This is a genomic window from Streptococcus oralis, assembly GCF_021497885.1.
Taxonomy (GTDB): domain Bacteria; phylum Bacillota; class Bacilli; order Lactobacillales; family Streptococcaceae; genus Streptococcus; species Streptococcus oralis_BQ.
In genome coordinates this window covers 338,710-365,323 of record NZ_CP046523.1, presented here as the reverse complement: position 1 = coordinate 365,323, position 26,614 = coordinate 338,710, and the positions used below count along the sequence as shown (strand labels likewise).

General features: G+C 43.1%; 30 protein-coding genes. 11 read left to right on the top strand and 19 right to left on the bottom strand.

Annotated features, from left to right (window positions below; genetic code table 11):
* Positions 1-89: 89 nt before the first annotated feature.
* Together sstT and GOM48_RS01760 are read left to right on the top strand one after the other, a co-directional pair.
* Complete coding sequence (gene sstT / locus GOM48_RS01765; protein WP_235097981.1) at positions 90-1,295, top strand: serine/threonine transporter SstT; 1,206 nt, start codon at positions 90-92, stop codon at positions 1,293-1,295.
* Positions 1,296-1,361: 66 nt separating this feature from the next.
* Positions 1,362-2,315, top strand: coding sequence for an aromatic acid exporter family protein (locus tag GOM48_RS01760; protein WP_235097979.1), 954 nt, complete (start codon positions 1,362-1,364; stop codon positions 2,313-2,315).
* A gap of 199 nt (positions 2,316-2,514) precedes the next feature.
* On the opposite strand, the gene GOM48_RS01755 is transcribed toward GOM48_RS01760, so the two are convergent.
* Both GOM48_RS01755 and GOM48_RS01750 read right to left on the bottom strand, forming a co-directional pair.
* Positions 2,515-4,059 (bottom strand): peptide chain release factor 3, encoded by a 1,545-nt coding sequence (locus GOM48_RS01755; RefSeq protein ID WP_235097977.1) that lies wholly within the window; start codon positions 4,057-4,059, stop codon positions 2,515-2,517.
* A 143-nt stretch (positions 4,060-4,202) separates the two neighbouring features.
* Positions 4,203-4,889: a TIGR02206 family membrane protein gene (locus tag GOM48_RS01750; protein WP_235097975.1), complete on the bottom strand. Its 687-nt coding sequence runs from the start codon at positions 4,887-4,889 to the stop codon at positions 4,203-4,205.
* Positions 4,890-5,092: 203 nt separating this feature from the next.
* On the opposite strand from GOM48_RS01750, the gene gatC reads away from it, so the two are divergent.
* The 6 genes from gatC (at position 5,093) to nusB (ending at position 9,818) form a co-directional block, all read left to right on the top strand.
* Positions 5,093-5,395 carry an Asp-tRNA(Asn)/Glu-tRNA(Gln) amidotransferase subunit GatC gene (gatC, locus tag GOM48_RS01745; RefSeq protein ID WP_235097973.1) on the top strand — a complete coding sequence of 101 codons (303 nt, stop codon included), beginning with the start codon at positions 5,093-5,095 and terminating at the stop codon, positions 5,393-5,395.
* Positions 5,395-6,861, top strand: a complete 1,467-nt coding sequence (gene gatA / locus GOM48_RS01740) for an Asp-tRNA(Asn)/Glu-tRNA(Gln) amidotransferase subunit GatA (protein WP_235097971.1) — start codon at positions 5,395-5,397, stop codon at positions 6,859-6,861. The genes gatC and gatA overlap by 1 nt, the downstream gene beginning before the upstream one ends.
* Positions 6,861-8,303, top strand: coding sequence for an Asp-tRNA(Asn)/Glu-tRNA(Gln) amidotransferase subunit GatB (gene gatB / locus GOM48_RS01735; RefSeq protein ID WP_235097969.1), 1,443 nt, complete (start codon positions 6,861-6,863; stop codon positions 8,301-8,303). The genes gatA and gatB overlap by 1 nt, the downstream gene beginning before the upstream one ends.
* A 128-nt stretch (positions 8,304-8,431) precedes the next feature.
* Complete coding sequence (efp, locus tag GOM48_RS01730; RefSeq protein WP_000568640.1) at positions 8,432-8,992, top strand: elongation factor P; 561 nt, start codon at positions 8,432-8,434, stop codon at positions 8,990-8,992.
* Positions 8,993-9,013: 21 nt separating this feature from the next.
* A complete protein-coding gene (locus tag GOM48_RS01725; protein WP_000510598.1) occupies positions 9,014-9,403 on the top strand; it encodes an Asp23/Gls24 family envelope stress response protein in 390 nt (129 codons plus the stop codon).
* Positions 9,396-9,818 (top strand): transcription antitermination factor NusB, encoded by a 423-nt coding sequence (nusB, locus tag GOM48_RS01720; protein ID WP_084971775.1) that lies wholly within the window; start codon positions 9,396-9,398, stop codon positions 9,816-9,818. The genes GOM48_RS01725 and nusB overlap by 8 nt, the downstream gene beginning before the upstream one ends.
* Positions 9,819-9,867: 49 nt before the next feature.
* Here the strand turns inward: nusB and GOM48_RS01715 are convergent, their stop codons facing one another.
* The 15 genes from GOM48_RS01715 to GOM48_RS01645 all read right to left on the bottom strand — a co-directional run bounded on the left by GOM48_RS01715 (position 9,868) and on the right by GOM48_RS01645 (position 21,522).
* Entirely contained in the window at positions 9,868-10,593 is a 726-nt protein-coding gene (locus tag GOM48_RS01715) for a CPBP family intramembrane glutamic endopeptidase (protein ID WP_000733000.1), read from the bottom strand.
* Between the two features lie 18 nt (positions 10,594-10,611).
* Complete coding sequence (locus GOM48_RS01710; protein ID WP_000148140.1) at positions 10,612-10,794, bottom strand: hypothetical protein; 183 nt, start codon at positions 10,792-10,794, stop codon at positions 10,612-10,614.
* A gap of 161 nt (positions 10,795-10,955) precedes the next feature.
* Positions 10,956-11,723 carry an acetyl-CoA carboxylase carboxyl transferase subunit alpha gene (locus GOM48_RS01705; RefSeq protein ID WP_235097966.1) on the bottom strand — a complete coding sequence of 256 codons (768 nt, stop codon included), beginning with the start codon at positions 11,721-11,723 and terminating at the stop codon, positions 10,956-10,958.
* Entirely contained in the window at positions 11,720-12,586 is an 867-nt protein-coding gene (gene accD, locus GOM48_RS01700; protein ID WP_084921300.1) for an acetyl-CoA carboxylase, carboxyltransferase subunit beta, read from the bottom strand. Before accD ends, GOM48_RS01705 begins: the two co-directional genes overlap by 4 nt.
* Before the next feature lie 35 nt (positions 12,587-12,621).
* Positions 12,622-13,989: an acetyl-CoA carboxylase biotin carboxylase subunit gene (gene accC, locus GOM48_RS01695; protein WP_000488665.1), complete on the bottom strand. Its 1,368-nt coding sequence runs from the start codon at positions 13,987-13,989 to the stop codon at positions 12,622-12,624.
* 11 nt (positions 13,990-14,000) lie between these two features.
* Positions 14,001-14,423 (bottom strand): 3-hydroxyacyl-ACP dehydratase FabZ, encoded by a 423-nt coding sequence (gene fabZ, locus GOM48_RS01690; RefSeq protein ID WP_000565515.1) that lies wholly within the window; start codon positions 14,421-14,423, stop codon positions 14,001-14,003.
* Positions 14,420-14,908 (bottom strand): acetyl-CoA carboxylase biotin carboxyl carrier protein, encoded by a 489-nt coding sequence (accB, locus tag GOM48_RS01685; protein ID WP_001052302.1) that lies wholly within the window; start codon positions 14,906-14,908, stop codon positions 14,420-14,422. Before accB ends, fabZ begins: the two co-directional genes overlap by 4 nt.
* A gap of 2 nt (positions 14,909-14,910) precedes the next feature.
* Complete coding sequence (gene fabF / locus GOM48_RS01680) at positions 14,911-16,146, bottom strand: beta-ketoacyl-ACP synthase II (RefSeq protein WP_038804087.1); 1,236 nt, start codon at positions 16,144-16,146, stop codon at positions 14,911-14,913.
* Between the two features lie 28 nt (positions 16,147-16,174).
* On the bottom strand, positions 16,175-16,906 hold the full coding sequence (gene fabG, locus GOM48_RS01675; RefSeq protein ID WP_001177612.1) for a 3-oxoacyl-[acyl-carrier-protein] reductase: 732 nt from the start codon (positions 16,904-16,906) through the stop codon (positions 16,175-16,177).
* A gap of 45 nt (positions 16,907-16,951) precedes the next feature.
* Positions 16,952-17,872, bottom strand: coding sequence for an ACP S-malonyltransferase (gene fabD, locus GOM48_RS01670; RefSeq protein WP_235097965.1), 921 nt, complete (start codon positions 17,870-17,872; stop codon positions 16,952-16,954).
* Entirely contained in the window at positions 17,865-18,839 is a 975-nt protein-coding gene (gene fabK / locus GOM48_RS01665; RefSeq protein WP_000857454.1) for an enoyl-[acyl-carrier-protein] reductase FabK, read from the bottom strand. The genes fabD and fabK overlap by 8 nt, the downstream gene beginning before the upstream one ends.
* 117 nt (positions 18,840-18,956) lie before the next feature.
* Positions 18,957-19,181: an acyl carrier protein gene (locus tag GOM48_RS01660; RefSeq protein WP_000257840.1), complete on the bottom strand. Its 225-nt coding sequence runs from the start codon at positions 19,179-19,181 to the stop codon at positions 18,957-18,959.
* Between the two features lie 57 nt (positions 19,182-19,238).
* Positions 19,239-20,213 (bottom strand): beta-ketoacyl-ACP synthase III, encoded by a 975-nt coding sequence (locus GOM48_RS01655; protein WP_235097963.1) that lies wholly within the window; start codon positions 20,211-20,213, stop codon positions 19,239-19,241.
* Positions 20,213-20,647 carry a MarR family winged helix-turn-helix transcriptional regulator gene (locus tag GOM48_RS01650; RefSeq protein ID WP_000386342.1) on the bottom strand — a complete coding sequence of 145 codons (435 nt, stop codon included), beginning with the start codon at positions 20,645-20,647 and terminating at the stop codon, positions 20,213-20,215. Before GOM48_RS01650 ends, GOM48_RS01655 begins: the two co-directional genes overlap by 1 nt.
* 89 nt (positions 20,648-20,736) lie before the next feature.
* Positions 20,737-21,522: an enoyl-CoA hydratase gene (locus tag GOM48_RS01645; protein WP_093586704.1), complete on the bottom strand. Its 786-nt coding sequence runs from the start codon at positions 21,520-21,522 to the stop codon at positions 20,737-20,739.
* 202 nt (positions 21,523-21,724) lie between these two features.
* Here GOM48_RS01645 and GOM48_RS01640 point away from each other — a divergent pair, with 202 nt between their 5' ends.
* From GOM48_RS01640 to serS, 3 genes are all read left to right on the top strand, one after another.
* Positions 21,725-23,089, top strand: a complete 1,365-nt coding sequence (locus GOM48_RS01640; protein WP_235097959.1) for an aspartate kinase — start codon at positions 21,725-21,727, stop codon at positions 23,087-23,089.
* Between the two features lie 2 nt (positions 23,090-23,091).
* Positions 23,092-23,463, top strand: coding sequence for a DUF956 family protein (locus GOM48_RS01635; RefSeq protein ID WP_235097958.1), 372 nt, complete (start codon positions 23,092-23,094; stop codon positions 23,461-23,463).
* 213 nt (positions 23,464-23,676) lie between these two features.
* The gene (gene serS / locus GOM48_RS01630; protein ID WP_235097956.1) at positions 23,677-24,951 is read left to right on the top strand and encodes a serine--tRNA ligase; all 1,275 of its coding nucleotides are present in this window, start codon (positions 23,677-23,679) and stop codon (positions 24,949-24,951) included.
* Positions 24,952-24,976: 25 nt separating this feature from the next.
* Here the strand turns inward: serS and GOM48_RS01625 are convergent, their stop codons facing one another.
* Positions 24,977-25,876, bottom strand: coding sequence for a TDT family transporter (locus GOM48_RS01625; protein ID WP_235097954.1), 900 nt, complete (start codon positions 25,874-25,876; stop codon positions 24,977-24,979).
* 108 nt (positions 25,877-25,984) lie between these two features.
* Positions 25,985-26,533, bottom strand: coding sequence for a carboxymuconolactone decarboxylase family protein (locus GOM48_RS01620; RefSeq protein WP_235097952.1), 549 nt, complete (start codon positions 26,531-26,533; stop codon positions 25,985-25,987).
* Between the last annotated feature and the right edge of the window lie 81 nt (positions 26,534-26,614).

The following is a 26,614-nucleotide window of genomic DNA, read 5'->3' as shown; positions in this document are numbered from 1 at the left end:
TCCGATATTCCCCCAAACTCAAAAAAAGACTTGCCTCAACGGCATATTTATACTATAATCATAAACAATACATTTTGAAGGAGACTATTATGAAAAGAATCATTCGAGCCTGGAACAAGGCCAGCCTCATCAAACGTATCCTAATCGGCATGCTTCTTGGAGCCTCTCTAGGTTTGATCTTCCCTAGTTTGTCAGGTATTGGCATTCTCGGCGATCTGTTTGTTGGGGGATTAAAAGCCATCGCTCCTGTTTTGGTCTTTACCCTCGTTGCAAATGCCCTTTCACAACATCAAAAAGGGCAAGATACCAATATGAAGACGGTTATTTTTCTCTATCTACTTGGTACCTTTGCTGCTGCCTTACTCGCTGTATTGGCTAGTTTTCTCTTTCCTGTCCAGATCACTCTTAGCAGTGCTAGTACAGAGATTGCCCCACCAGACGGCATCGGTCAAGTTCTCAGCAATCTTCTGCTAAATCTCGTAGATAATCCCCTAAACGCTATCGTCCAAGCTAATTATATCGGGATCCTATCATGGGCTGTTGTCTTTGGACTTGCTATGAGGGAAGCTAGCAAAAACAGTAAGGAATTGCTCAAAACCATGGCAGGAGTAACTTCCAAGATTGTGGAATGGATTATCAATTTGGCTCCTTTCGGAATTATGGGCTTGGTCTTCAAGACCATCTCTGATAAAGGAATTACCAGCCTTGCTAACTATGGAATTTTACTCGGTCTCTTGATTGCAACCATGGCTTTTGTAGCCTTGATTATCAACCCTCTCATCGCCTTTTTCTTTATGAGAAAAAATCCTTATCCCCTTGTTTTTAAATGTTTGCGTGTCAGTGGAATTACAGCTTTCTTTACTCGTAGTTCTGCTGCTAATATTCCTGTAAACATGAAACTCTGCCAAGATCTTGGACTCAATCCAGATACCTACTCTGTTTCTATTCCCCTTGGCTCCACTATTAACATGGCTGGTGCAGCCGTAACCATTAACATTTTGACTCTAGCTGCAGTCAATACTCTGGGAATCTCTGTCGACTTTGGTACAGCCTTTGTGCTCAGTGTAGTGGCTGCCATTTCTGCCTGCGGAGCCTCTGGAATCGCTGGTGGATCACTCCTCCTCATTCCCGTCGCTTGTAGTCTCTTTGGGATTTCAAACGATGTTGCCATGCAGGTAGTCGGAGTTGGTTTTGTCATCGGTGTTGTCCAAGATTCCTGCGAAACTGCCCTGAACTCTTCTACCGATGTCCTCTTTACAGCAGTAGCTGAGTACGCGTCGGCACGTAAAAAATAGATTTTTAAGACAAGTCTTCCAAGTCTTGTCTTTTATACTCTTATTCTAGTATTATAGGAAATTCTCATGTCTATCACCCAACGTACGACAAAACTGATCTTAGCGACCTGCCTCGCTTGTTTTCTCGCTTATTTTTTAGATTTATCATCAGCAGTTTCAGCTGGAATTATCGCTCTCTTAAGCCTCTCCGACACGCGCAGAAGCACGCTGAAATTAGCCCGTAACCGCCTCTTTTCCATGCTCCTAGCACTGGCTATAGGTGTTCTAGTCTTTCAAATGACAGGTTATCACATTTGGAGTCTCGGCCTCTATCTGGCTCTCTACGTGCCCCTAGCCTATAAAATGGGCTGGGAAATCGGCATCACACCTAGCAGTGTCTTGGTCAGTCATCTCTTGGTACAGAAGTCTACCTCTCCAGACCTCTTGCTCAATGAAGTGCTCCTCTTTCTCATCGGGACAAGCTTTGCTCTATTGGTCAACCTTTATATGCCCTCTCGTGAGAAAGCCATCCAAAGCTACCACCTTCAGGTCGAAGAAAAGTTAAAAGATATCCTGCTTCGTTTTAAATACTATCTGTCAAGGGGAGACGGACGCAATCAAGCCCAACTCGTTGACGAATTAGATAAGCTCCTTGATGAAGCCCTCAAGCTAGTCTATTTGGATCACTCGGATCACCTCTTTCACCAGACGGACTACCACATCCACTACTTTGAGATGAGACAGCGACAAAGTGGTATCCTGCGAAATATGGCCCAGCAGGTCAATACTTGTCACCTAGCCGCAAGTGAGAGTTTGATCTTAGCACAGCTCTTTTCAAAGATTGCTGTCCAGCTAAGTCAGACCAATCCTGCTCACGACCTACTTGATGACATTGAACGCTATCTGCAAGTCTTCCGCCATCGGAGTCTCCCCAAAACACGTGAGGAGTTTGAGACCCGTGCCACCCTCCTGCAGCTACTACGCGAAGCCGAAACCTTCATTCAGGTCAAGGTCGATTTTTATCAAAAATATGGAAACTAGAAAAACCTCAGAAGAATTCATGTAACATGATTTCTCTGGGGTTTTTAATTTACCTTTGACTTCAATTACCTTTACTATATGAAAAAATCCACGAATCGATATCATTCGTGGACTTTGCCTAGTGAAGCGTTTAGGTAGACCGCCATAGCGGTTACCGTCAAATGACTAGCAACAGAGAGTTGCTGTCATTTGTAACGATTTACATTTTTTCTTCCAACTCTACATCTGGATATTTATCCGCAAACCAGCGAAGGGCAAAGTCGTTTTCAAAAAGGAATACTGGTTGGTCAAAACGGTCTTTGGCCAAGATATTGCGGCTTGAGGACATCCGTTCATCCAAGTCCTCAGGCTTGATCCAGCGAACTGTCTTTTTACCCATTGGGCTCATGACCACTTCTGCATTGTACTCGCCTTCCATGCGGTGCTTAAAGACTTCAAACTGGAGTTGTCCGACAGCACCCAGCATATACTCGCCTGTTTGGTAATTCTTATAAAGCTGAATGGCTCCTTCTTGCACCAATTGCTCGATTCCCTTGTGGAAAGATTTTTGTTTCATGACGTTCTTAGCAGAAACTTTCATGAAAATCTCAGGTGTAAAGGTTGGCAGTGGTTCAAACTCAAACTTGTTTTTTCCAACCGTCAAAGTGTCTCCAACCTGATAAGTCCCTGTATCGTAAACCCCGATAATATCACCTGCCACGGCATTGGTCACATTCTCACGACTTTCCGCCATAAACTGAGTGACATTCGACAGTTTGGCACTCTTCCCAGTACGAGGCAGGTTGACACTCATTCCACGCTCAAATTCACCTGATACGATGCGGACAAAGGCGATACGGTCACGGTGACGAGGATCCATGTTGGCTTGGATTTTAAAGACAAACCCTGAGAAATCCTTGTCGTAAGGATCGACAATTTCGCCATCTGTTTTCTTGTGTCCATGAGGTTCTGGAGCAAACTTAAGGAAGGTCTCAAGGAAGGTCTGCACCCCAAAGTTAGTCAGGGCTGAACCGAAGAAGACCGGAGTCAGTTCTCCTGCAAGAATAGCTTCTTCCGAAAACTCATTTCCTGCTTCGTTCAAAAGCTCAATATCATCCTTGACTTGCTCATAAAATGGGTTACTTCCAAAGAGTTTGTCCCCTTCTTCCAGACTGGCAAAACGTTCATTCCCTTTATAAAGTTCCAAGCGTTGGTTATAAAGGTCATACAAGCCCTCAAAGGCTTTCCCCATACCAATTGGCCAATTCATAGGGTAGCTGGCAATACCTAGGACTTCTTCTAGTTCTTGCAAGAGGTCTAGCGGTTCACGACCGTCACGGTCCAGCTTGTTCATAAAGGTAAAGACGGGAATGCCACGGTGCTTCACAACCTCAAACAATTTCTTGGTTTGGGCCTCGATACCCTTGGCAGAGTCAACGACCATGACCGCAGCATCCACCGCCATCAAGGTTCGATAGGTGTCTTCTGAGAAGTCCTCGTGCCCTGGTGTATCTAGGATATTGACGCGTTTGCCGTCGTAGTCAAACTGCATAACAGATGAAGTGACCGAAATCCCACGTTGTTTCTCGATATCCATCCAGTCAGACTTGGCAAAAGTCCCTGTTTTCTTTCCTTTAACCGTACCAACCTCACGAATCTCACCTCCAAAATAGAGCAATTGCTCCGTAATGGTTGTTTTCCCGGCGTCCGGGTGGGAAATAATGGCAAAGGTACGGCGTTTCTTGATTTCTTCTTGAATAGTCATAAGTTCTCTTTCTTTGATTTTCTATTTTTAGTTGTTTCAGTAGCTAAGAATGATTTTTACATTGGATTTTACCATTCCTTTCAACTCTTCATTATATCTGATTTTAGGGAGTTTTTCAATCATCCATCAGACCAAAAACGAGGCTAGACTTTGACATCCTTTCTCTTTTTCCACCGTTTCTTGAACAAGATATCAAAGAGAAGCAAAGATAGAGAAAGAATAACCGACACAAGGAGGTACTTTATCCATAGAGGAGCATTTGAGATAAACGGTGTATCTCTTAAGAGACCATAATTTCCACCGGTCACCATATTAACCCCAACTAGAAAGAGATTGAGAACGAAAGTATAGGCTACAATCATATATTTCTTAAGTAAGCTCTTGTCGTAGTGATTCATCAAGTAAATCAAGGAATTCACCAAAAGGGCATAGTGCCCAATCAAAAATGAAAAACTGGTGATGTGTGGAAAATCATAGGGGTCAAAAACGGGGTGAACCAAGGCAAATACCGCTCCACTTGCTCCTAAGAGGGCAAAATATTGCTTGCTCCGCCATTTATCTGGCAAGAAAACCACCGCAAACATAGCCAAACGGCAATGATAAAATGGAAGGCTATTAGAAAATGGAATCCCAAAGCCAACATACCAACTATAAAGGGCTAGTAACTGGAGGATCTGAATTCCCTTAAACAAGCGGACAAATTTCGGATTTTTATGATAAACAAGTGCTCCATATATACAAAGCACTAAAGTAAGCATCATAATCCCATACCAAAAGAGCGAAATGGGAGGAGGAACGGTTTGGAATCTTGTAAAAAAATTATGTAGCATATTTTCTATCCTAACTCATCTTTCGGGGAATTCTTCCTACATTAATCTCTAGTTTCACTTAATTTTTCTTTTAGTTTAACTATTATAGCGAATTAAAAGCGATTTTTCAATTTCTATTTCTTTTCAGTTCGGCTCCCTTATTTATAGGAAAATATGATAAAATAGAACAGACTAAAAATCATCATTTCACGAAAGGATGCAAGATGAAAATTACGCAAGAAGAGGTAACACACGTTGCCAATCTTTCAAAATTAAAATTCTCTGAAGAAGAAACTGCTGCCTTTGCGACTACCTTGTCTAAAATTGTTGATATGGTTGAATTGCTGGGAGAAGTCGACACAACTGGTGTCGCACCTACTACAACCATGGCAGACCGCAAGACCGTACTCCGCCCTGATATGGCCGAAGAAGGAACAGACCGTGACCGCTTGTTTAAAAATGTACCTGAAAAAGAAAACTACTATATCAAGGTACCAGCTATCCTAGATGATGGAGGAGATGCCTAATGACTTTTAATAACAAAACTATTGAAGACTTGCACAATCTCCTTGTCTCTAAGGAAATTTCTGCAACTGAATTGACACAAGCCACGCTTGAAGATATCAAGTCTCGCGAGGCAGCTATCAACGCTTTTGTCACCATCGCTGAAGAGCAAGCCCTCGCTCAAGCTAAGGCCATTGATGAAGCTGGAATTGACGCTGATAATGTCCTTTCAGGAATTCCACTGGCTGTTAAGGATAATATCTCTACCGACGGTATCCTCACAACTGCAGCTTCAAAAATGCTCTACAATTACGAGCCAATCTTTGATGCGACAGCCGTTGCCAATGCCAAAGCTAAGGGTATGATTGTTGTCGGAAAAACCAACATGGATGAATTTGCCATGGGTGGTTCAGGCGAGACTTCTCACTACGGTGCGACTAAAAATGCTTGGGACCACAGCAAGGTTCCTGGGGGTTCATCAAGTGGTTCTGCTGCAGCTGTAGCGTCAGGGCAAGTCCGCTTGTCACTTGGTTCTGATACTGGTGGTTCCATCCGCCAACCTGCCGCCTTCAACGGGATTGTTGGTCTCAAACCAACCTACGGAACAGTTTCTCGTTTCGGTCTCATTGCCTTCGGTAGCTCATTAGACCAGATTGGACCTTTTGCTCCAACTGTTAAGGAAAATGCCCTCTTGCTCAACACGATTGCTAGCGAAGATGCTAAAGACTCTACTTCTGCTCCTGTCCACATCGCCGACTTTACTTCCAAAATCGGTCAAGACATCAAGGGCATGAAAATTGCTTTGCCTAAGGAATACCTTGGTGAAGGAATTGCCCCAGAGGTTAAGGAAACTATCCTGAACGCAGCCAAACACTTTGAAAAACTTGGTGCTATCGTCGAAGAAGTCAGCCTTCCTCACTCTAAATACGGGGTTGCCGTTTACTACATTATCGCTTCATCAGAAGCATCCTCAAACTTGCAACGCTTTGACGGTATCCGTTACGGTTATCGTGCAGAAGATGCGACGAATCTTGATGAAATCTATGTCAACAGCCGTAGCCAAGGTTTCGGTGAAGAAGTGAAACGCCGTATCATGCTAGGTACTTTCAGTCTTTCATCAGGTTACTACGATGCCTACTATAAAAAAGCTGGTCAAGTCCGTACCCTCATCATCCAAGATTTCGAAAACGTCTTTGCGGATTACGACTTGATTTTGGGACCAACTGCTCCAAGCGTTGCCTATGACTTGGATTCCCTCAACCACGACCCCGTTGCCATGTACTTGGCTGACCTTTTGACAATCCCTGTCAACTTAGCGGGTCTCCCAGGAATTTCAATTCCTGCAGGTTTTGCCCAAGGTCTACCTGTCGGTCTCCAATTGATCGGTCCTAAATACTCTGAGGAAACCATTTACCAAGTTGCTGCTGCCTTTGAAGCAACAACAGACTACCACAAACAACAACCCGTGATTTTTGGAGGTGACAACTAATGAACTTTGAAACAGTCATCGGACTTGAAGTCCACGTAGAACTCAACACCAATTCAAAAATCTTCTCACCTACTTCTGCCCACTTTGGAAATGACCAAAATGCCAACACCAACGTGATTGACTGGTCTTTCCCTGGCGTACTACCAGTTCTCAATAAAGGGGTTGTCGATGCTGGTATCAAGGCAGCTCTTGCCCTCAACATGGACATCCACAAAAAGATGCACTTTGACCGCAAGAACTACTTCTACCCTGATAATCCCAAAGCCTATCAAATTTCTCAGTTTGATGAGCCAATCGGTTACAACGGATGGATTGAAGTGGAGCTAGAAGACGGTACGACGAAAAAAATCGGTATCGAACGCGCCCACTTGGAAGAAGACGCTGGTAAAAACACCCACGGTACAGATGGCTACTCTTACGTTGACCTCAACCGCCAAGGGGTGCCTTTGATTGAGATCGTATCTGAAGCCGACATGCGTTCTCCTGAAGAAGCCTACGCTTATCTAACTGCCCTGAAGGAAGTTATCCAGTACGCTGGTATTTCTGACGTGAAGATGGAAGAAGGTTCGATGCGTGTAGATGCTAACATCTCTCTCCGTCCTTATGGTCAAGAAAAATTCGGTACTAAGACTGAGTTGAAGAACCTCAACTCCTTCTCTAACGTCCGTAAGGGGCTTGAATACGAAGTCCAACGTCAAGCTGAAATCCTTCGCTCGGGTGGTCAAATCCGCCAAGAAACACGCCGTTACGATGAAGCCAATAAAGCAACCATCCTCATGCGTGTTAAGGAAGGTGCTGCTGACTACCGCTACTTCCCAGAACCAGACCTACCACTCTTTGAAATCTCAGATGAGTGGATTGAGGAAATGCGGACTGAATTGCCAGAATTTCCAAAAGAACGGCGTGCTCGCTACGTATCTGACCTTGGCTTGTCAGACTACGATGCTAGCCAGTTGACTGCAAACAAAGTCACTTCTGACTTCTTTGAAAAAGCTGTTGCCCTCGGTGGCGATGCCAAACAAGTCTCTAACTGGCTCCAAGGCGAAGTCGCTCAGTTCTTGAATGCTGAAGGCAAAACACTAGAACAAATCAAATTGACACCAGAAAACTTGGTTGAAATGATTGCCATCATCGAAGATGGTACCATCTCCTCTAAGATTGCCAAGAAAGTCTTTGTCCACCTGGCTAAAAATGGCGGTGGCGCGCGTGAATACGTGGAAAAAGCTGGCTTGGTGCAAATCTCTGATCCAAATATTCTGATTCCAATCATTCACCAAGTCTTCGCAGATAATGAAGCAGCCGTTGCCGACTTCAAATCAGGTAAACGCAACGCAGACAAGGCCTTCACAGGCTTCCTCATGAAGGCAACCAAAGGACAAGCCAACCCACAAGTTGCCCTTAAACTACTCGCCCAGGAATTGGCCAAGTTGAAAGAAAACTAGACAGAACAAAACCAGCCCCAAGGTTGGTTTTTTCTTCTCTACCAACTCCCAATAACTATTTTGGCTTTATTTCCAGAGTATTTTATGGTAAAATGAAGAGTAATAATATTTATTAAAGAGGTAAAAACATGATTGAAGCAAGTAAATTAAAAGCTGGTATGACCTTTGAAACAGCTGACGGAAAATTGATCCGCGTTTTGGAAGCTAGCCACCACAAACCAGGTAAAGGAAACACAATCATGCGTATGAAATTGCGTGATGTCCGTACTGGTTCTACATTTGACACAAGCTACCGTCCAGAGGAAAAATTTGAACAAGCTATCATCGAGACTGTCCCAGCTCAATACTTGTACAAAATGGATGACACAGCCTACTTCATGAATACAGAAACTTACGACCAATACGAAATTCCTGTAGTCAACGTTGAAAACGAATTGCTTTACATCCTTGAAAACTCTGATGTGAAGATCCAATTCTACGGAACTGAAGTGATTGGTGTTACCGTTCCTACTACTGTCGAATTGACAGTTGCAGAAACTCAACCATCTATCAAAGGTGCTACTGTTACAGGTTCTGGTAAACCAGCAACGATGGAAACTGGACTTGTCGTAAACGTTCCAGACTTCATCGAAGCAGGACAAAAACTCGTTATCAACACTGCAGAAGGAACTTACGTTTCTCGTGCCTAATCTCTAGAAAGAGGTCATTCTATGGGAATTGAAGAACAACTTGGCGAAATCGTTATCGCCCCACGTGTACTTGAAAAAATCATTGCTGTTGCTACTGCAAAGGTAGAGGGCGTACACTCTTTTTCAAACAAATCAGTATCTGATACCCTTTCAAAACTTTCACTCGGCCGTGGCGTTTATCTTAAAAACGTGGACGAAGAACTCACAGCAGATATCTACCTCTACCTTGAGTACGGAGTAAAAGTTCCTAAGGTAGCTGTTGCTATCCAAAAAGCTGTCAAAGATGCAGTCCGCAATATGGCTGATGTAGAACTCGCTGCTATCAATATCCACGTTGCAGGTATTGTTCCAGATAAAACACCAAAACCAGACTTGAAAGACTTGTTTGATGAGGACTTCCTCAATGACTAGTCCACTATTAGAATCTAGACGTGAGCTCCGTAAGTGTGCCTTTCAAGCTCTTATGAGTCTTGAGTTTGATACAGACGTCGAAACTGCTTGTCGTTTCGCCTACACACACGATCGTGAAGATACGGATGTGCAACTCCCAGCCTTTTTGACAGAGCTCGTTTCTGGTGTTCAAACTAAAAAGGAAGAACTAGACAAGCAAATCACACAGCATTTAAAAGCAGGTTGGACCATTGAGCGTTTAACGCTCGTGGAGAGAAACCTCCTTCGCTTAGGAGTCTTTGAAATCACTTCATTTGACACTCCACAGTTGGTTGCTGTTAACGAAGCTATCGAGCTTGCAAAGGACTTCTCAGATCAAAAATCTGCCCGTTTTATCAATGGACTGCTCAGCCAGTTTGTAACAGAAGAACAGTAAATAGAAAAAGTGTTTGACAAACATCAAACACTTTTTTCTTTGCCTTCCACTATCTAAAAAAGTGGTAATAGACATAATTATAAACAAAAATCCAGATGGGTTTTGCATAAATGAGAAAGTTGAAAAAACTATGACAGAGGATGGTGATTTTTAAGTTCTTTGTCCAACGATATACTAGAGCAAAGAAAAGACCAATAAAACTATAAATAATCAAACCGATAGGGTCTCGGTGAGTTAGGATTAAATGGCTAATCCCAAAGATGAGAGCAGATAGGATAACATCCAAATAATACTTGGACTGGGGAAAGAAGGTATTCATAAAATACCCTCTATCAATTAGTTCCTCTGATATAGGTGCGACGACTACTGTTAAAATAAAACCGAGAACGGTTGATAGAAAAGTTGGTTGTCCATTTGAATAAAGGATAGAAAGTAGCTTTTGAAAAATATACTTGTTATCAACTAAATAGTGATACTGTATCTGAAAAGCATCCACCAATTGACGAACAAAATAACAAGCTACTAGACTGACTACAAGGGGAAAAATCGTTGACCAAGTCCAAGCCTTTTTTTCAAAGATAAAGAGCATCTCTTTCTTTTTTAACCAAAAGACAAATAAGACTACAAGAACTAGTTCCCAAACAAGTGAAATGATAGAATAGCCATCTATCCCCCATCCCAATATCTTAGTTAGATGCATAATCCATAACTCTGGTAGATAAACCGATAGAAATACCAGTGATGTATAGACTCCCAAGTGCCCTAGTTTTTTCATACTTATCCCTTTAATTTATTAATAGCCAATACCATAAGCACGTCTAGTCGCATGAGTCAGTATTGTACTCCATTCTGTCGCTAAACTATATGCATATGGCGAATCCCAATGTCTATCATCAACTAACCAAATCATTCGACCACCTGAAACTTGGTCTAACTCTTCAGATGAAAGAACTGTAAATGTTTCTGTACCTGTCATATCAAGTACCTCCTTAAAATAAATTTTTGTAAGCTTACATCTACAGTATACATCTTTTTTGTCTATTTTATAGTCCATCTCCTCAACTGTCAATTTTTCGTCCTGAAATGTATGTTCTCTAGAAAAAATGCTAGAACCTTTACTCAGTTCTAGCTTTCTTTTTAGTATTTTCTAAACCGTTGGTAACGCTCTTTGAGGAGCTGTTCCAAGGCTAATCCTTGCAAGCGTTCAAGCTCTGCACGCAATTCATTTTTAACGCAACCGAACAGTTCTTTACTTGACAGCCCTGCTTCTGAGATTACCTTGTCAACGATACCCATTTCTAGGAGTTCGTGTGAAGTGATTTTCATCAACTCTGCTGCTTCCATGGCACGACTTCCATCCTTCCAAAGGATAGAGGCAAAACCTTCTGGGCTGAGTACGGCATAGATCGAATTTTCCAGCATCCAGACACGGTCAGCAACGGCTAGTGCTAATGCACCTCCAGAACCTCCTTCACCGATAATAATCGCGATGATTGGAACCTTGAGGTCGCTCATTTCCATCAGGTTTCGAGCGATTGCTTCCCCTTGTCCACGTTCCTCAGCTCCAACACCTGGGTAAGCTCCAGCAGTGTTGATGAAGGTTACAACTGGACGACCAAATTTTTCTGCCTGTTTCATCAAACGAAGAGCCTTGCGATAGCCTTCTGGATGGGGTTGCCCAAAGTTCCGTTTGAGGTTGTCATGAAGACTCTTCCCCTTTTGGATACCGACAACTGTCACCACTTGGTCACCTAACCAGCCAATTCCACCAATGACCGCACCATCGTCTCGGAAAGAGCGATCTCCATGCAATTCGATAAATTCATCGAAGATGCCATTGGCAAAATCAAGGGCTGTCAAGCGACTTTGCTCGCGTGCCTCTCTGACTATTTTTGCAATATTCATCCGCGACTTCCTCCATGCAATCTCACTAATTTAGCAATTGTTTCTGGTAGTTCTCTACGTTTGACAATTGCATCAACAAATCCATGTTCAAGCAAAAATTCTGCTTTTTGGAAATCATCTGGCAAGGTCTCACGGACTGTATTTTCGATAACACGACGCCCTGCAAAACCAACCAAACTCTGGGGCTCTGCTAGGATAATGTCACCTTCCATGGCAAAGGAAGCTGTCACTCCACCTGTTGTCGGATCCGTCAAAATAGTCAGGTAAAAAAGTCCTGCCTTAGAATGGCGTTGAACTGCCGCAGAAATCTTAGCCATTTGCATTAAGCTCATGATTCCTTCTTGCATACGCGCACCGCCAGAAGCTGTGAAGAGTACGACTGGTAAGTTTTCTACCGTTGCATACTCAAACAAGCGCGTGATTTTTTCACCCACAACGGTTCCCATAGAAGCCATGATAAAGTTAGAATCCATGATCCCAAGGGCAACTTTTTGTCCCTTGATGCTAGCTGTACCAGTCAGTACTGCTTCATCCAAACCTGTCTTTTCACGCATAGTAGCCAGTTTTTTCTGGTAGCCAGGAAAGTTTAATGGATCTTGAGTTTCAATACCTGTAAACATCTCCACAAAGCTGTCAGAATCAATCGTCAAATCCAAGCGTTCCTGAGCTGAAATGCGGAAAGTATAGCTACAGTGTGGACAAATTCGTTCGCTCCCGAGATCCTTTTGGTAAATGGTGTGTTTACAACCAGGACACTGGGAGAAGAGTTCATCCGGAACCTCAGGCTTGGCTTGTGGCGCCTGCCTTACGGAACGGTTAGGATTGATTCGAATATACTTATCCTTTTTACTAAATAGAGCCATAACTCCCCCTTTTAGTTCTCATACTGTTTGAAAGTCTATTCTTTTTCTTGGTATTTTGGCAAGAAAGTTTCCATCAAGAAGGAAGTATCATAGTCACCAGCGATAACACGGCGGTCTGAAATCAGATCCAATTGGAAGTCTGCATTGGTTTGCACTCCTTCTATATCAAGTTCATAAAGTGCCCGTTGCATCTTCATCAAGGCATCAAAACGATTCTCCCCATGAACAATGATTTTGGCAATCATACTATCATAGTAAGGAGGAATGGTATAACCTGGATAGACTGCTGAGTCCACGCGCAAACCAACTCCACCACTTGGTAGATAGAGATTGGTAATTTTACCTGGACTTGGAGCAAAGTTAAATGCTGGATTTTCCGCATTGATCCGGCACTCGATAGCATGACCTCGTAGGACGATATCTTCTTGTTTGAAAGGTAAAGGTTGCCCGGCAGCAATGCGGATCTGTTCTTTCACGATATCAACACCTGAAACAAACTCTGTGACTGGGTGTTCAACTTGCACACGAGTATTCATTTCCATGAAGTAGAAATTGCCACTCGCTTCATCGAGAAGAAATTCAATCGTCCCTGCATTTTCATAGCCTACAGACTCTGCAGCTCGAACGGCCGCAGCACCAATTTCATTACGAAGGGTTTTGCCAATCGCAATGGACGGACTTTCTTCTAAGACCTTTTGATTATTCCGTTGAAGTGAACAGTCCCGTTCACCGAGATGGACAACATGACCCTCTTGGTCCGCAAGGATCTGAACCTCAATATGGCGAGCTGGATAAATCACACGCTCAAGATACATAGCGCCATTTCCAAAATTGGCCTTGGCTTCACTGGATGCTGTCTCAAAGGCTGCGACCAAGTCTTCTGCCTTTTCAACCTTACGAATCCCTTTTCCACCACCACCAGCTGATGCCTTAAGCATGACTGGATAGCCAATTTTTTCTGCAACTGCAAGGGCCTCTTCAGCCGTATGAACTTCACCATCAGATCCTGGGATAACTGGAACCCCAGCCTTGATCATTTGCTCACGCGCATTGATCTTATCTCCCATGGTATCCATTACAGCCCCAGAAGGCCCGATAAACTTAATCCCCACTTCATCACACATCGTGGCAAACTTGGAGTTTTCGCTAAGAAAACCAAAACCTGGGTGGATGGCTTCTGCTTCTGTCAAGACTGCAGCAGATAAAATCGCATTGATATTGAGATAAGATTCTGTCGCCTTACCAGGTCCGATACAGATAGCTTCATCCGCTAGGAGTGTGTGAAGAGCTTCCTTATCAGCAGTTGAATAAACTGCTACGGTTGCAATGCCCAATTCACGCGCAGCTCGAATAATGCGAACCGCAATCTCACCACGGTTGGCAATCAAAATTTTACGAAACATGGAGAACCTCCTTAGTTTCCAATTGCAAAGGTAAGAGTACCACTCGCTGCAAGCTTACCATCTACTTCAGCCTTTGCTTCAACCACAGCGATCGTACCACGACGTTTAACAAAAGTAGCCGTCATGACTAATTGATCACCTGGTACAACTTGCTTCTTGAACTTAACCTTGTCCATGCCAGCGTAGAAGACCAGTTTCCCTTTATTTTCAGGTTTGGACAATTCCAAGACACCAGCAGTCTGAGCCAAGGCCTCCATGATAAGAACACCTGGCATGACTGGGTATTGAGGAAAATGACCATTGAAGAAAGGTTCGTTGATGGTCACATTTTTAATGGCAACAATGGTATCCTCGCTCACTTCCAAGACACGGTCCACTAGGAGCATGGGGTAGCGATGGGGTAGGGCTTCTTTGATTCCTTGAATATCGATCATTTGATACGTACCAATCCTTTACCGAACTCAACCATTTCTTCATTTGAAACGAGAATTTCTGTCACCACACCATCCTTAGGTGCAGGAATCTCATTCATGACCTTCATGGCTTCGATGATCACCAAAGTCTGGCCTTTTTTAACACTGTCTCCAACTGTGACGAAGGCAGGTTTATCTGGTCCAGCAGCCAAGTAAGCCACCCCTACAAGTGGGCTCTCAACAACATCACCCTCCGGAGCAACCGTCGTTTCAGCTGGTGCTGGTGCTTCTTCCACAGAACTCTCTACTGGAGTTGAAGGGGCAGAAACTACTGGACTTGCAGCTACTGCAGTTGGCACTGGAGCAACTTGAGCTGGTGCTTCAGAAGCCATCCTTGCTTCATTCTTGCTGAACTGCAATTCGTCCGTTCCATTTTTATAAGAAAATTCTCTCAAACTTGATTGGTCAAATTGAGCCATCAAGTCCTTGATCTCATTTAAATTCATAATTATTTATTCTCCCAACGTTTGAAAGCAAGAACCGCATTGTGTCCACCAAAACCAAAAGTGTTTGAAATAGCATAAGGGATTTCTTGCTCCAAGCCTTGTCCATAAACGACATTGGCTTCGATATAGTCTGACAACTCACTTGTCCCAGCTGTTTTTGGCACGAAGTTATGGCGCATTGCTTCAATTGTAGCGATGGCTTCTACTGCCCCTGCAGCTCCAAGCAAGTGTCCTGTAAAGGACTTGGTTGAAGATACAGGTACTTCTTTACCAAGGACAGCTACGATTGCACCACTTTCTCCTTTTTCATTAGCAGGAGTTGAAGTTCCGTGGGCGTTGACGTAAGCTACTTGCTCTGGAGAAATTTCTGCCTCTTCCAAAGCAAGTTTAATCGCCTTGATTGCACCTTGACCTTCTGGATGAGGTGAAGTCATGTGGTAAGCATCACAGGTATTACCATAACCAACTACTTCAGCTAAGATAGTTGCACCACGTTTTTCAGCGTGTTCAAGACTCTCAAGAACCAGCATTCCAGAACCTTCTCCCATCACAAAACCGTTACGATCTTTATCAAATGGAATAGAAGCACGAGTTGGATCTTCTGTAGTTGATAGGGCAGTCAACGCTTGGAAACCAGCGATAGCAAAAGGAGTGATAGATGATTCTGATCCACCAACTAACATGACATCTTGGAAACCAAACTTGATAGAGCGGAAGGCATCCCCAATGGCATCATTTGATGAGGCACAGGCAGTATTGATTGATTTACAGATACCGTTTGCTCCGAAACGCATGGCAACATTTCCTGAAGCCATATTTGGTAAGGCTTTTGGAAGTGTCATTGGTTTAACGCGTTTTGGACCTTTTTCATGAAGACGGATAACCTGATCTTCGATTTCTTTAATTCCCCCAATACCAGAAGCCACGATGACACCAAAGCGATCTTTATCAATTGCTTCTACATCAAGATTTGCATTTGTCACCGCTTCTTGAGCCGCATACAAGGCATACAAAGAATAGTTGTCAAAACGGTTGGTATCTTTTTTGACAAAGTATTTATCAAATGGGAAATCTTGAACTTCTGCCGCATTGTGCACAGCAAATTCGCTGTGGTCAAATTTAGTGATTTCTCCAATTCCAATCTTCCCAGTTTGCAAACTGTTCCAAAATTCTTCTGGAGTATTTCCGATAGGAGAGGTCAATCCGTAACCTGTTACTACAACTCGATTTAGTTTCATCTGTCTTACCTATATCTTTCCTTATTTTTTACATGCTAAGTCCGCCATCAACAGCGAGAACTTGTCCAGTCAAATAATCCTGTCCAGCCAGGAACACTGTAGCATCTGCGATATGTTCTGCTTGACCGAAATGTTTCATTGGGATTTGGGCCAATGTCGCTTCCTTGACCTTATCAGATAAAACAGCAGTCATATCTGACTCGATCATTCCTGGTGCAAGAGCATTTACGCGTACATTGCGATTGGCAACTTCACGTGCTACTGACTTGGTAAAACCAATCAAACCTGCTTTAGAAGCTGCATAGTTGGCTTGTCCGATATTTCCCATCAAACCGACCACACTAGACATGTTGATAATCGCACCTTCACGTGCCTTGATCATCTGTTTCAAGACTGCTTGCGTCATATTGAAGGCACCTGTCAAGTTGATCTTAATCACTTTTTCAAAGTCTTCTTCGGTCATCTTGAGCATAAGCGTATCTTGAGTGATCCCAGCATTGTTGACCAAGACATCGACAGAACCGAGTTCCGCAATCGCTTGGTCTACCATACGTTTGGCATCTGCAAAGTCTGAAACATCACCTGATATCGGTACTACTTTGACACCGTAGTTTGAAAACTCAGCCAGCAATTCTTCTGAGATTGCTCCGCGACTATTCAAAACCACATTAGCGCCTAGTTGGGCAAATTTGTGAGCAATGGCAAGTCCGATACCACGACTTGAACCTGTTACAAAGACATTTTTGTTTGTAAGTTGCATTCTATTTCTCCTGTTTCCTGTTGTATTTTGTGGGAGAAGGGATCACTAGTTTCCTAGCAAAGCATCCAAGCTTGCTTGGTCTTCAACGTTAGCTAGCTTAGCTGTTTTATCGATTTTTTTGACAAAGCCTGATAGGACCTTACCAGGACCAATTTCAATAAAGTTGGTTACCCCAGCATCCTGCATCACAGCAATACTTTCATAAAAACGAACAGGTTCTTTGACCTGACGCGTCAAAAGCTCTTGGATTCGATCTTTTTCCATAACAGCAGCTTCAGTATTACCTACTAGAGGACAGTTAAAGTCTGAGAAACTAATCCCCTCAAGAGCTCCAGCTAGCTGTTGGCTAGCTGGCTCTAGAAGGGCTGTGTGGAAAGGACCCGACACATTTAGGGGGATCAATCGTTTGGCTCCTGCTTCCTGCAAGAGTTGGACTGCACGATCAACCGCAGCCACCTCACCACCGATAACGATTTGGCTTGGGGTGTTGTAGTTGGCTGGAGTCACTATTCCAACTTCAGAAGCAGTTTTGCAAGCTTCCTCTATCACATCTACTGGAGTATTGAGGACGGCTACCATTTTACCAGAACCAGCTGGCGCCGCCTCTTCCATATAAGCTCCACGTTTGGCAACCAGGGCAACTCCCTCTTCAAAGTCCAAGGCTCCGCTAGCTACTAAAGCAGAATATTCACCAAGGGATAAACCTGCTACCATATCTGGCTGATAGCCCTTTTCTTTCAATAAACGGTAAATAGCAACCGAAGTTGCCAAAATGGCTGGTTGCGTATATCGAGTCTGGTTTAACTTGGTTTCTTCCTTATCAATCAAGTCACGAAGGTCATAACCCAAAACCTGACTGGCTTGGTCAATGGTTTCCTTGACGATAGGATAGCGATCATAGAGATCACGCCCCATCCCTAGATACTGAGCACCTTGACCCGCAAATAGAAAGGCTGTTTTAGTCATTTCTTACAACTCCTGCCCAACGAGAGGCTTCTTCCTGAATTTTCTTGGCAGCGCCATAGTATAAATCTTTTAGGATTTCTTCAACGGTTTCTTCTTTAGAGACCAAACCAGCAATCTGACCTGCCATGACAGATCCACCTTCTACATCTCCATGAACAACGGCTTTAGCAAGAGCACCAGCTCCCATTTGTTCAAAGATTTCTAAATCTGGATTTTCTTGTCTAAAGGCATCTTTTTCAGCCTGTTCAAAGTCACGTGTCAACTGGTTTTTAATGGCACGAACAGCATGACCAAAATGCTGAGCTGAAATAGTCGTATCGATATCACGCGCCTTTAAGATTTTTTCTTTGTAGTTTGGATGGGCGTTAGATTCCTTAGCTACTACGAAACGCGTACCGACTTGAACAGCCTCAGCACCAAGCATAAAGCCTGCAGCGACACCCTCACCGTCTGCAATTCCTCCAGCAGCGATAACTGGAATTGAGACAGCCGCAGCAACTTGGCGAACCAAGGTCATCGTTGTTAGTTTTCCAATATGTCCACCGGCTTCCATTCCTTCTGCAATAACTGCATCTGCACCAATTTTTTCCATGCGTTTTGCCAAAGCAACACTTGGAACAACAGGAATAACTGTAATTCCTGCATCATGGAAACGAGTCATGTATTTACTTGGATTTCCAGCACCAGTTGTAACCACCTTAACCCCTTCTTCAATCACGAGATCAACGATGTCTTCTACAAAAGGTGACAAGAGCATGATGTTGACACCAAAAGGTTTATCCGTAAGTGATTTGATTTTATCGATATTAGCCTTTACGACCTCTTTAGGTGCATTTCCACCACCGATGATCCCTAGACCACCAGCTTTGGATACTGCACCAGCCAAGTCACCATCAGCAACCCAAGCCATTCCTCCTTGAAAAATAGGGTAATCAATGTTCAATAATTCTGTAATACGTGTTTTCATAGTGCCTCCATCATTCCTTGCTTACGTAATAGTTCGATGAGTTTATCATTTGAGTTTCAAACTATTACCTAAACAAGAGGGAGCGGGTTTCCCCTACTCCTTCTAGTAATATGTTAATTATTTTGTTTGCTCTTCAACGTAGGCAACCAAGTCACCAACTGTTTTCAAGTTATCTTCTGCTTCGATTTGGATATCGAAAGCATCTTCGATTTCAGAGATTACTTGGAACAAGTCCAATGAATCTGCATCCAAATCATCAAAAGTAGATTCAAGTGTTACTTCTGATGCGTCTTTCCCAAGTTCTTCAACGATAATTTCTTGTACTTTTTCAAATACTGCCATGATAGGACTCCTTTAAAATATAAAAAATTTATAACTATGTGTTTACCACATGATTACCTAGATTGTAAGAATGAGTGTGCCCCATGTCAAACCTCCACCGAAGCCTGATAGGAGAATCGTCTGGCTACCATCTAAACGAATCTTGCCATTCTCCACACACTCTGAGAGCAAAATCGGGATACTTGCTGCACTGGTATTTCCATATTCCATCATATTGGCAGGAAGCTTGTCTCGGTCTACACCGATTTTCTTAGCCATCTTATCCAAAATGCGGATATTTGCCTGATGAAGCAAGAGATAATCCAATTCCGATGCTGCGATTGGACCATTTTCAATGGTTTCTTTGATCGATCTAGCAACATCTCGATTTGCAAAATCAAAAACTGCTCGTCCATCCATCTTCAAAAAAGCAGGAACTGCTTCTTGATCTGAGAAAGGAGAAGCTAAAGCCATTTGGCCATAGGTCAAACACTCGCTCCGAGAGCCATCCGTATAGAGACTTTCCACAAGGAAGTGCCGTGTATCACTCGCTTCTAAGAGAACTCCACCAGCACCATCCCCGAAGAGAACGGCTGTCGAACGATCAGACCAATCAACCGCCTTAGATAAGGTCTCAGCCCCGATAACAATTCCTTTTTTGAATTGTCCAGAACTTAAAAACTTTTCAGCAGTTGAGAGAGCAAATACAAAGCCACTGCAAGCTGCTGTCAAATCAAAGGCAAAAGCTCTATGCGCTCCGATATTTGTCTGAACCCGAGCTGCCGTAGAAGGCATCATCGAATCAGGAGTAATCGTCGCTACAATGATAAAATCAATCTGATCCGCTTTTATGCTCGCCTTAGCCAGCAAGTCTTTGGCAACTTCTGTCGCCAAATCACTCGTTGACTCTGTTTTTGAGATATGTCTCTGTTTAATTCCTGTCCGACTTGAAATCCACTCATCGCTTGTATCCATGATTTGAGCCAAGTCTTGATTAGTGACCACTTGCTCTGGAACATAATGAGCAACCTGGCTTATTTTTGCAAAAGCCATTATTTCAAATCCTCCAAAAATTGATAAAGGTTAGTCAAACCCCTCCCCATCACTTCTATCTCTTCAGAGCTCATACCATCGATAATTTTTTCGACCATAGCCTTGTGGAAACGTTTATGAAGGCGGTGAACCAAACGACCTTTCTTTGTCAAATGCAAGTAGACCACACGACGATCCTGATCAGAACGAATGCGTTCAACATAACCTTTTCTTTCAAGATTATTCAAGCTGGTCGTAACAGTTCCAAGAGTGACCATCAGTTCTTTAGAAACCTTACTTGGTGTCGCCTCTGGGAACTTGCCAATCACATCAATCGTGTGCATTTCTTTGATGGAGATGTCTTTGAAACGACTACCTCGTAAGCTAACCTCCTCAATCACAAGGACATTATTAAAAATAGATGTTAAATACTCATTCACTTGTTGGTAGTCCAAAGCATTCCCTCCTTCTCAAAAAACTTCTGTATTCAAAACATTTGACACAAAAAGTATATCAAACTTCAAAGAATTGCGCAAGTATTTTTTTATTTTCCTGAAAATTTTGGTCGTCTTCTTTCAGAATGTGCTCGAACCCCTTCTTTAAAATCTTCAGTTAAAGATAACGATTCTTGCAGTTTCAATTCCAATTCAGCATAATTCTGCCAATCCTTAAATTGGCTTTCCCAAACCAACTTTTTAATGGCTGCGTATGAGTTTGCTGAGCCTCGTCTTAATTTCTTCAGAACTTGTTCTCTAGTTTTTTCTAATTTATCAGCTTCGCAGACACGGTATACCACGCCCCATTCCAGTGCTTTTTCCGCAGTCAAAGCTTCTCCTGTCATGGCAAGTTGCGCAGCTCGTGTTACCCCGATACTACGACTCAAGAGATGAATCCCACCAGCGTCCGGCGCCAATCCCACTCCAACAAAGGCTTGGATGAATTTTGCCTTATCAGTCGCCAAACAAAAATCGACTGCCACTGCCATATTGGCTGCAGCACCAGCAACTGCTCCATCTACCTCCATCAAAACAGGTTTAGGGATCTGCTTAATTTTATAGGAGATTGTATTGACTAATTCTGCAATCTTATTCAAAGAAGGAATGTCATCCTCATCCACTGCACGCTTCATCTCAACCAAATCTCCCCCAACTGAAAAGACCTTCCCATTAGCGTTAATCAAGATAAACTGAACAGCTTGATCCTGTTCTGCTAAGGTTAAAGCTTCTAAAATCTCCTCACACATTGGGATATGGAAACCATTTGCCACTTCGGGACGATTCAAAGTAATGATAGCAAGATCATCTAGGATCTGATATAGGATATGATTCATAGCTTCTCCTTTTATAAGGTGATAAAATTATTTCATTTTCAAAGTATACCTTTTTTTAGATAAAGAGGCAAGAGAAAACCAATCGAAAGTGTCTCGGCTGATCAAAACGCTCACTTTATCCTAAAAACCTTAGTATTTTCTTCATTGAAAAATGCCCCTCTTTCTGCTATAATCGTATAAAATACTTACTTGAGGAGTCCTTATGAAGGTTGTTAAATTTGGCGGAAGCTCGCTTGCCTCTGCTAGTCAGTTAGAAAAAGTTTTAAACATCGTTAAAAGTGATAAAGAACGCCTTTTTGTAGTCGTTTCTGCACCCGGCAAACGCAATGCTGATGATACCAAGGTGACCGATGCTTTGATCAAATACTATCGTGACTATGTAGCTGGAAATGACATCAGTGCTAGCCAAAGCTGGATCATTGACCGTTATGCCGCCATGGTTAGTGAACTAGGGCTAAAACCTGCTGTTTTAGAAAAAATCTCTAAAAGCATTCGCGCCTTGGCAACTCTTCCTATAGACGACAATGACTTTCTCTATGACACCTTCCTAGCGGCTGGAGAAAACAACAACGCCAAACTTATTGCAGCCTACTTTAACCAAAACGACATTGATGCACGCTATGTTCACCCAAGAGAGGCTGGAATCGTTGTCACAAGTGAACCAGGAAACGCACGCATCATCCCATCTAGCTATGACAAGATTGAAGGCTTGGCTGATAGCAACGAGGTCCTTGTCATCCCTGGTTTCTTTGGGGTCACTAAGGAAAATCAAATCTGTACCTTCTCCCGTGGTGGATCCGACATAACTGGTTCCATCATCGCTGCAGGTGTTAAGGCTGATCTCTATGAAAACTTTACGGACGTAGACGGTATCTTTGCTGCCCATCCGGGTATCATTCACCAACCACACTCAATCCCTGAGTTAACCTACCGTGAAATGCGGGAATTGGCATATGCTGGATTTTCAGTCCTTCACGATGAAGCCCTGCTCCCTGCCTACCGTGGGAAAATTCCTCTCGTTATCAAAAATACCAATAATCCTGACCATCCGGGTACTCGTATCGTTCTAAAGCATAGCAGTGATAAATTCCCAGTCGTTGGAATCGCTGGTGATTCTGGCTTTGTCAGCATCAACATGTCGAAATACCTCATGAACCGCGAGGTTGGATTTGGACGCAAGGTTCTTCAAATCCTTGAGGACCTCAATATCGGTTGGGAACACATGCCTACAGGTATCGATGATCTTTCAATCATCCTCCGTTCCCGCGAACTAACTCCTATCAAGGAAGAAGAAATCCTTCGTCAGTTGGTTCAAAAGGCTGAAGTGGACCATGCCGAAATCGAACATGACCTTTCCATCATTATGATTGTCGGAGAAAAGATGAAGAGTCATATCGGGGTAACTGCTACTGCAACACGTGCTTTGTCTGAGAATAAAATCAACATCCAGATGATGTCCCAAGGTTCAAGCGAAGTTTCCATCATGTTTGTTGTCAATAAAGATCAAGAAAAAGCAGCTATCAAGGCTCTCTACCACGCCTTTTTCGATGAAAGTAAGGAAGACTAACCATGGCCCAATCTCTCAATAAAGTCATTGACCTCCAAACCACTGGAACATCTTACCTCTCTATCTCTGGAAAAGTTGGAAAATTTCTAGTCGGGGATCAAGCCTTAGAGTTTTATCCCGATGTCAATGTTGAACAATATATCCAGATCCCCTGGTCCAGCATTCAGCAAGTCGGAGCCAACGTAAGCGGCCGCAAGATCAGCCGCCACTTTGAAGTCTTCACCGATCAAGGTAAATTCCTCTTTGCCTCAAAAGACTCTGGGGCTATCCTCAAAATCGCTCGGGAAAAATTAGGAAACGACAAGGTCGTGAAACTTCCGACTCTGCTCCAGACCATTGGACAAAAATTTAAAAATCTATTTGCAAAAAAGTAGAAACTTTAGTATAATCATAGCAACGGATAAGTAGGTTATCCTCTTCTTTCAGAAAGTCTGCGGGTGCTGCGAGCAGATAGGAGGGATAGGTGAAATTCTACCGTTATCAACAATTAAATACAGAATCAAGTGCACACCTGTGAAGTTGGATGGAACCGTGGCCCTGCCACTCCAACGCTTTGTTAGGTGTGCTTTTTTCATAAAGGAGTTCTTATGTTAGATATCAAACGTATTCGTACAGACTTTGATGCTGTCGCTGAAAAACTAGCTACACGTGGTGTAGATGCTGCTATCCTTAACGAGATGAAAGAAATCGACGCTAAACGTCGTGATATCTTGGTCAAGGTCGAAAACCTCAAGGCAGAACGTAACACAGTTTCTGCAGAGATTGCTCAAGCCAAGCGCAATAAGGAAAATGCTGATGACAAGATTGCTGCTATGCAAGCTCTCTCTGCTGAAGTAAAATCTCTCGATGCTGAATTGGCAGAAATCGATGCTAAATTGACAGAATTTACGACTACACTTCCAAACATTCCTGCTGACAGCGTTCCTGTTGGAGCTGATGAGGATGACAACGTTGAAGTTCGCCGTTGGGGAACTCCACGCGAGTTTGACTTCGAACCAAAAGCTCACTGGGATCTGGGTGAAGACCTTGGTATTCTTGACTGGGAACGTGGTGGAAAAGTGACGGGAGCTCGCTTCCTCTTCTATAAAGGACTTGGAGCTCGTTTGGAACGTGCTATCTACAACTTCATGTTGGATGAGCATGGTAAAGAAGGCTATACGGAAGTTATCACACCTTACATTGTTAACCATGACTCAATGTTTGGTACTGGTCAATATCCAAAATTCAAGGAAGATACCTTTGAATTGAGTGACACCAACTATGTACTCATTCCTACTGCTGAAGTGCCTCTTACAAACTACTACCGTGATGAAATCCTTGATGGAAAAGACCTACCAATTTACTTCACTGCTATGAGCCCATCATTCCGTTCTGAAGCTGGTTCTGCTGGTCGTGATACACGTGGCTTGATTCGTTTGCACCAATTCCACAAGGTTGAAATGGTCAAATTTGCCAAACCAGAAGAATCATATGAAGAATTAGAAAAAATGACAGCCAACGCTGAAAATATTCTTCAAAAGCTTAATCTTCCATACCGTGTGGTCGCGCTCTCTACTGGAGATATGGGCTTCTCAGCTGCCAAAACTTACGATTTGGAAGTTTGGATTCCAGCCCAAAATACCTACCGTGAAATCTCAAGCTGTTCAAATACTGAAGATTTCCAAGCTCGTCGTGCTCAAATCCGTTACCGTGATGAAGCAGACGGCAAGGTGAAATTACTTCACACTTTGAACGGTTCTGGACTTGCAGTTGGACGTACGGTGGCTGCTATTCTTGAAAACTACCAAAACGCTGATGGTTCTGTAACTATTCCAGAAGCACTTCGTCCATACATGGGTGGAGCTGAAGTTATCAAACCATAAAAAAAAAAGGTTTAGCTATTTCTAGCTAGACCTTTTTTCGTAACCAAATCAGATAAGCACCCAATACAAAGAATAAAATGACTAGGCAAAGAAAGGTTTCAGCAAACACAAGATAGTCTAAGAAAGGCAGTTTCAAGATTCCCTGAGCCATCTTGAGCGAAGTAGCTGTGATAATGGTTGGGAAGGTGAGGGCTGAGAAAGCTGGTTGAAAGCCTTGTTTTAAAATATTGGGCAAGCGAGTTAAAACAAAGAAAAAGAAAGATTGAGACGCCAAAATCATTACGATTAAGAGCCATGTTGGCAAGCTTGCCCCTCCAACCCGAACTAGTGAGGCCAAGAGTAGGGAAAAGGGAGCGCAGTAGATTCCTTCTTGTCCAAGCAAGGCTACTGGGAGTGGAGTTTTCTTTAAATCCCTATAAATAAGGGGATAAAGATAGAAGGTCAAGACAAAACCGAAACTCAAGGTTGCATAGGCAATTTCAACGATGCCTACCAGAGGATAGGTCAGGGCAGCTACTGCTATCCCCACATAGAGCACCGTCCAGCTTGGAGTCGCTTTGACCCTCCGACCCGGACAGGCAAATTTGATGGTAAAGTAAGTGATTAAAGCGAGGTCCAAGAGAAAGGAAAACCACCAGAGCCCTTGTGATATCAAAGGAAGATGAGGGAACAAACGAAAGACATAAGTCGATAAAATCATCCCAGCCATGGGAAAGGTAGCCATTCCAGATAAAAGAGGGGGCTTGGTCAATTCTTGCTTGGTTTCTTCCCAATTAAAAAGATGAAGAATCAGAAAGAAAATCCACAAAACTAAATCAGTCAGACTCAATAAATGCGAAAAAACGGGCCAAGTATCCGCAATCAAGTTTCCTGCACCTGCCAAACCTAACAAACAACCAGAAAATACCAAGGGGAGTTTTTTCATGGCAACCTCCGTTAATCATATTATTATCAGTATAGCATAAAAGTCTTTAAAATAGCATAGAAAAATGAAGACTGGATGAATCAGCCTTCATTTTATTTATGATTCGAACTAGGCATAAGGTTGCAATTCTGGATTGATTGGCGTATCAGCTAAGTTGTTTGCATAGTTGCAAAGGCTGGCTAGGCTGACACCGAGAACCACGTCCAAGGCATTTTGTTGCGTGTAGCCAGCTTCCAAAAATTCAGTCAAGGCTTCATCACCTACACGACCCTTGGTATTGATGACTGCCAAGGTAAACTTGGCTAGGGTGTCTAGTTTTGGATCTGTTTCAATCGGAGTGCGGTTGCGAAGGGCTTGAAGAAGATCATCATTCATTTGGATTTGTTTGATTGAAAAGGCTGTGTGACCAGCGACACAGAAAGCACAACCATTGGTTACAGCAGCTGTGATTTGCACTACTTCACGTTCCACTGGTGTTAAGCTATTGCGACGGTTGATGGCTCCGACAGTTCGGTAGGCTTCAAGCGCGGTAGGGGCATTGGCCAAGAGACCGATTAGGTTGGGAATATAGCCGTTGTTATCTTTTTCTACTGTTTCAAGAACTTCTTTCACTTCTGCTGGTGCTGATTCTACTGTGTGGATTGTAAATGTTGTCATAAGAAACCTCTTTTCATTTTATTGTCATTTAGTCTATCATAGAATTTTCCCCTTGGATAATATATATTTTCAATCGCCTTG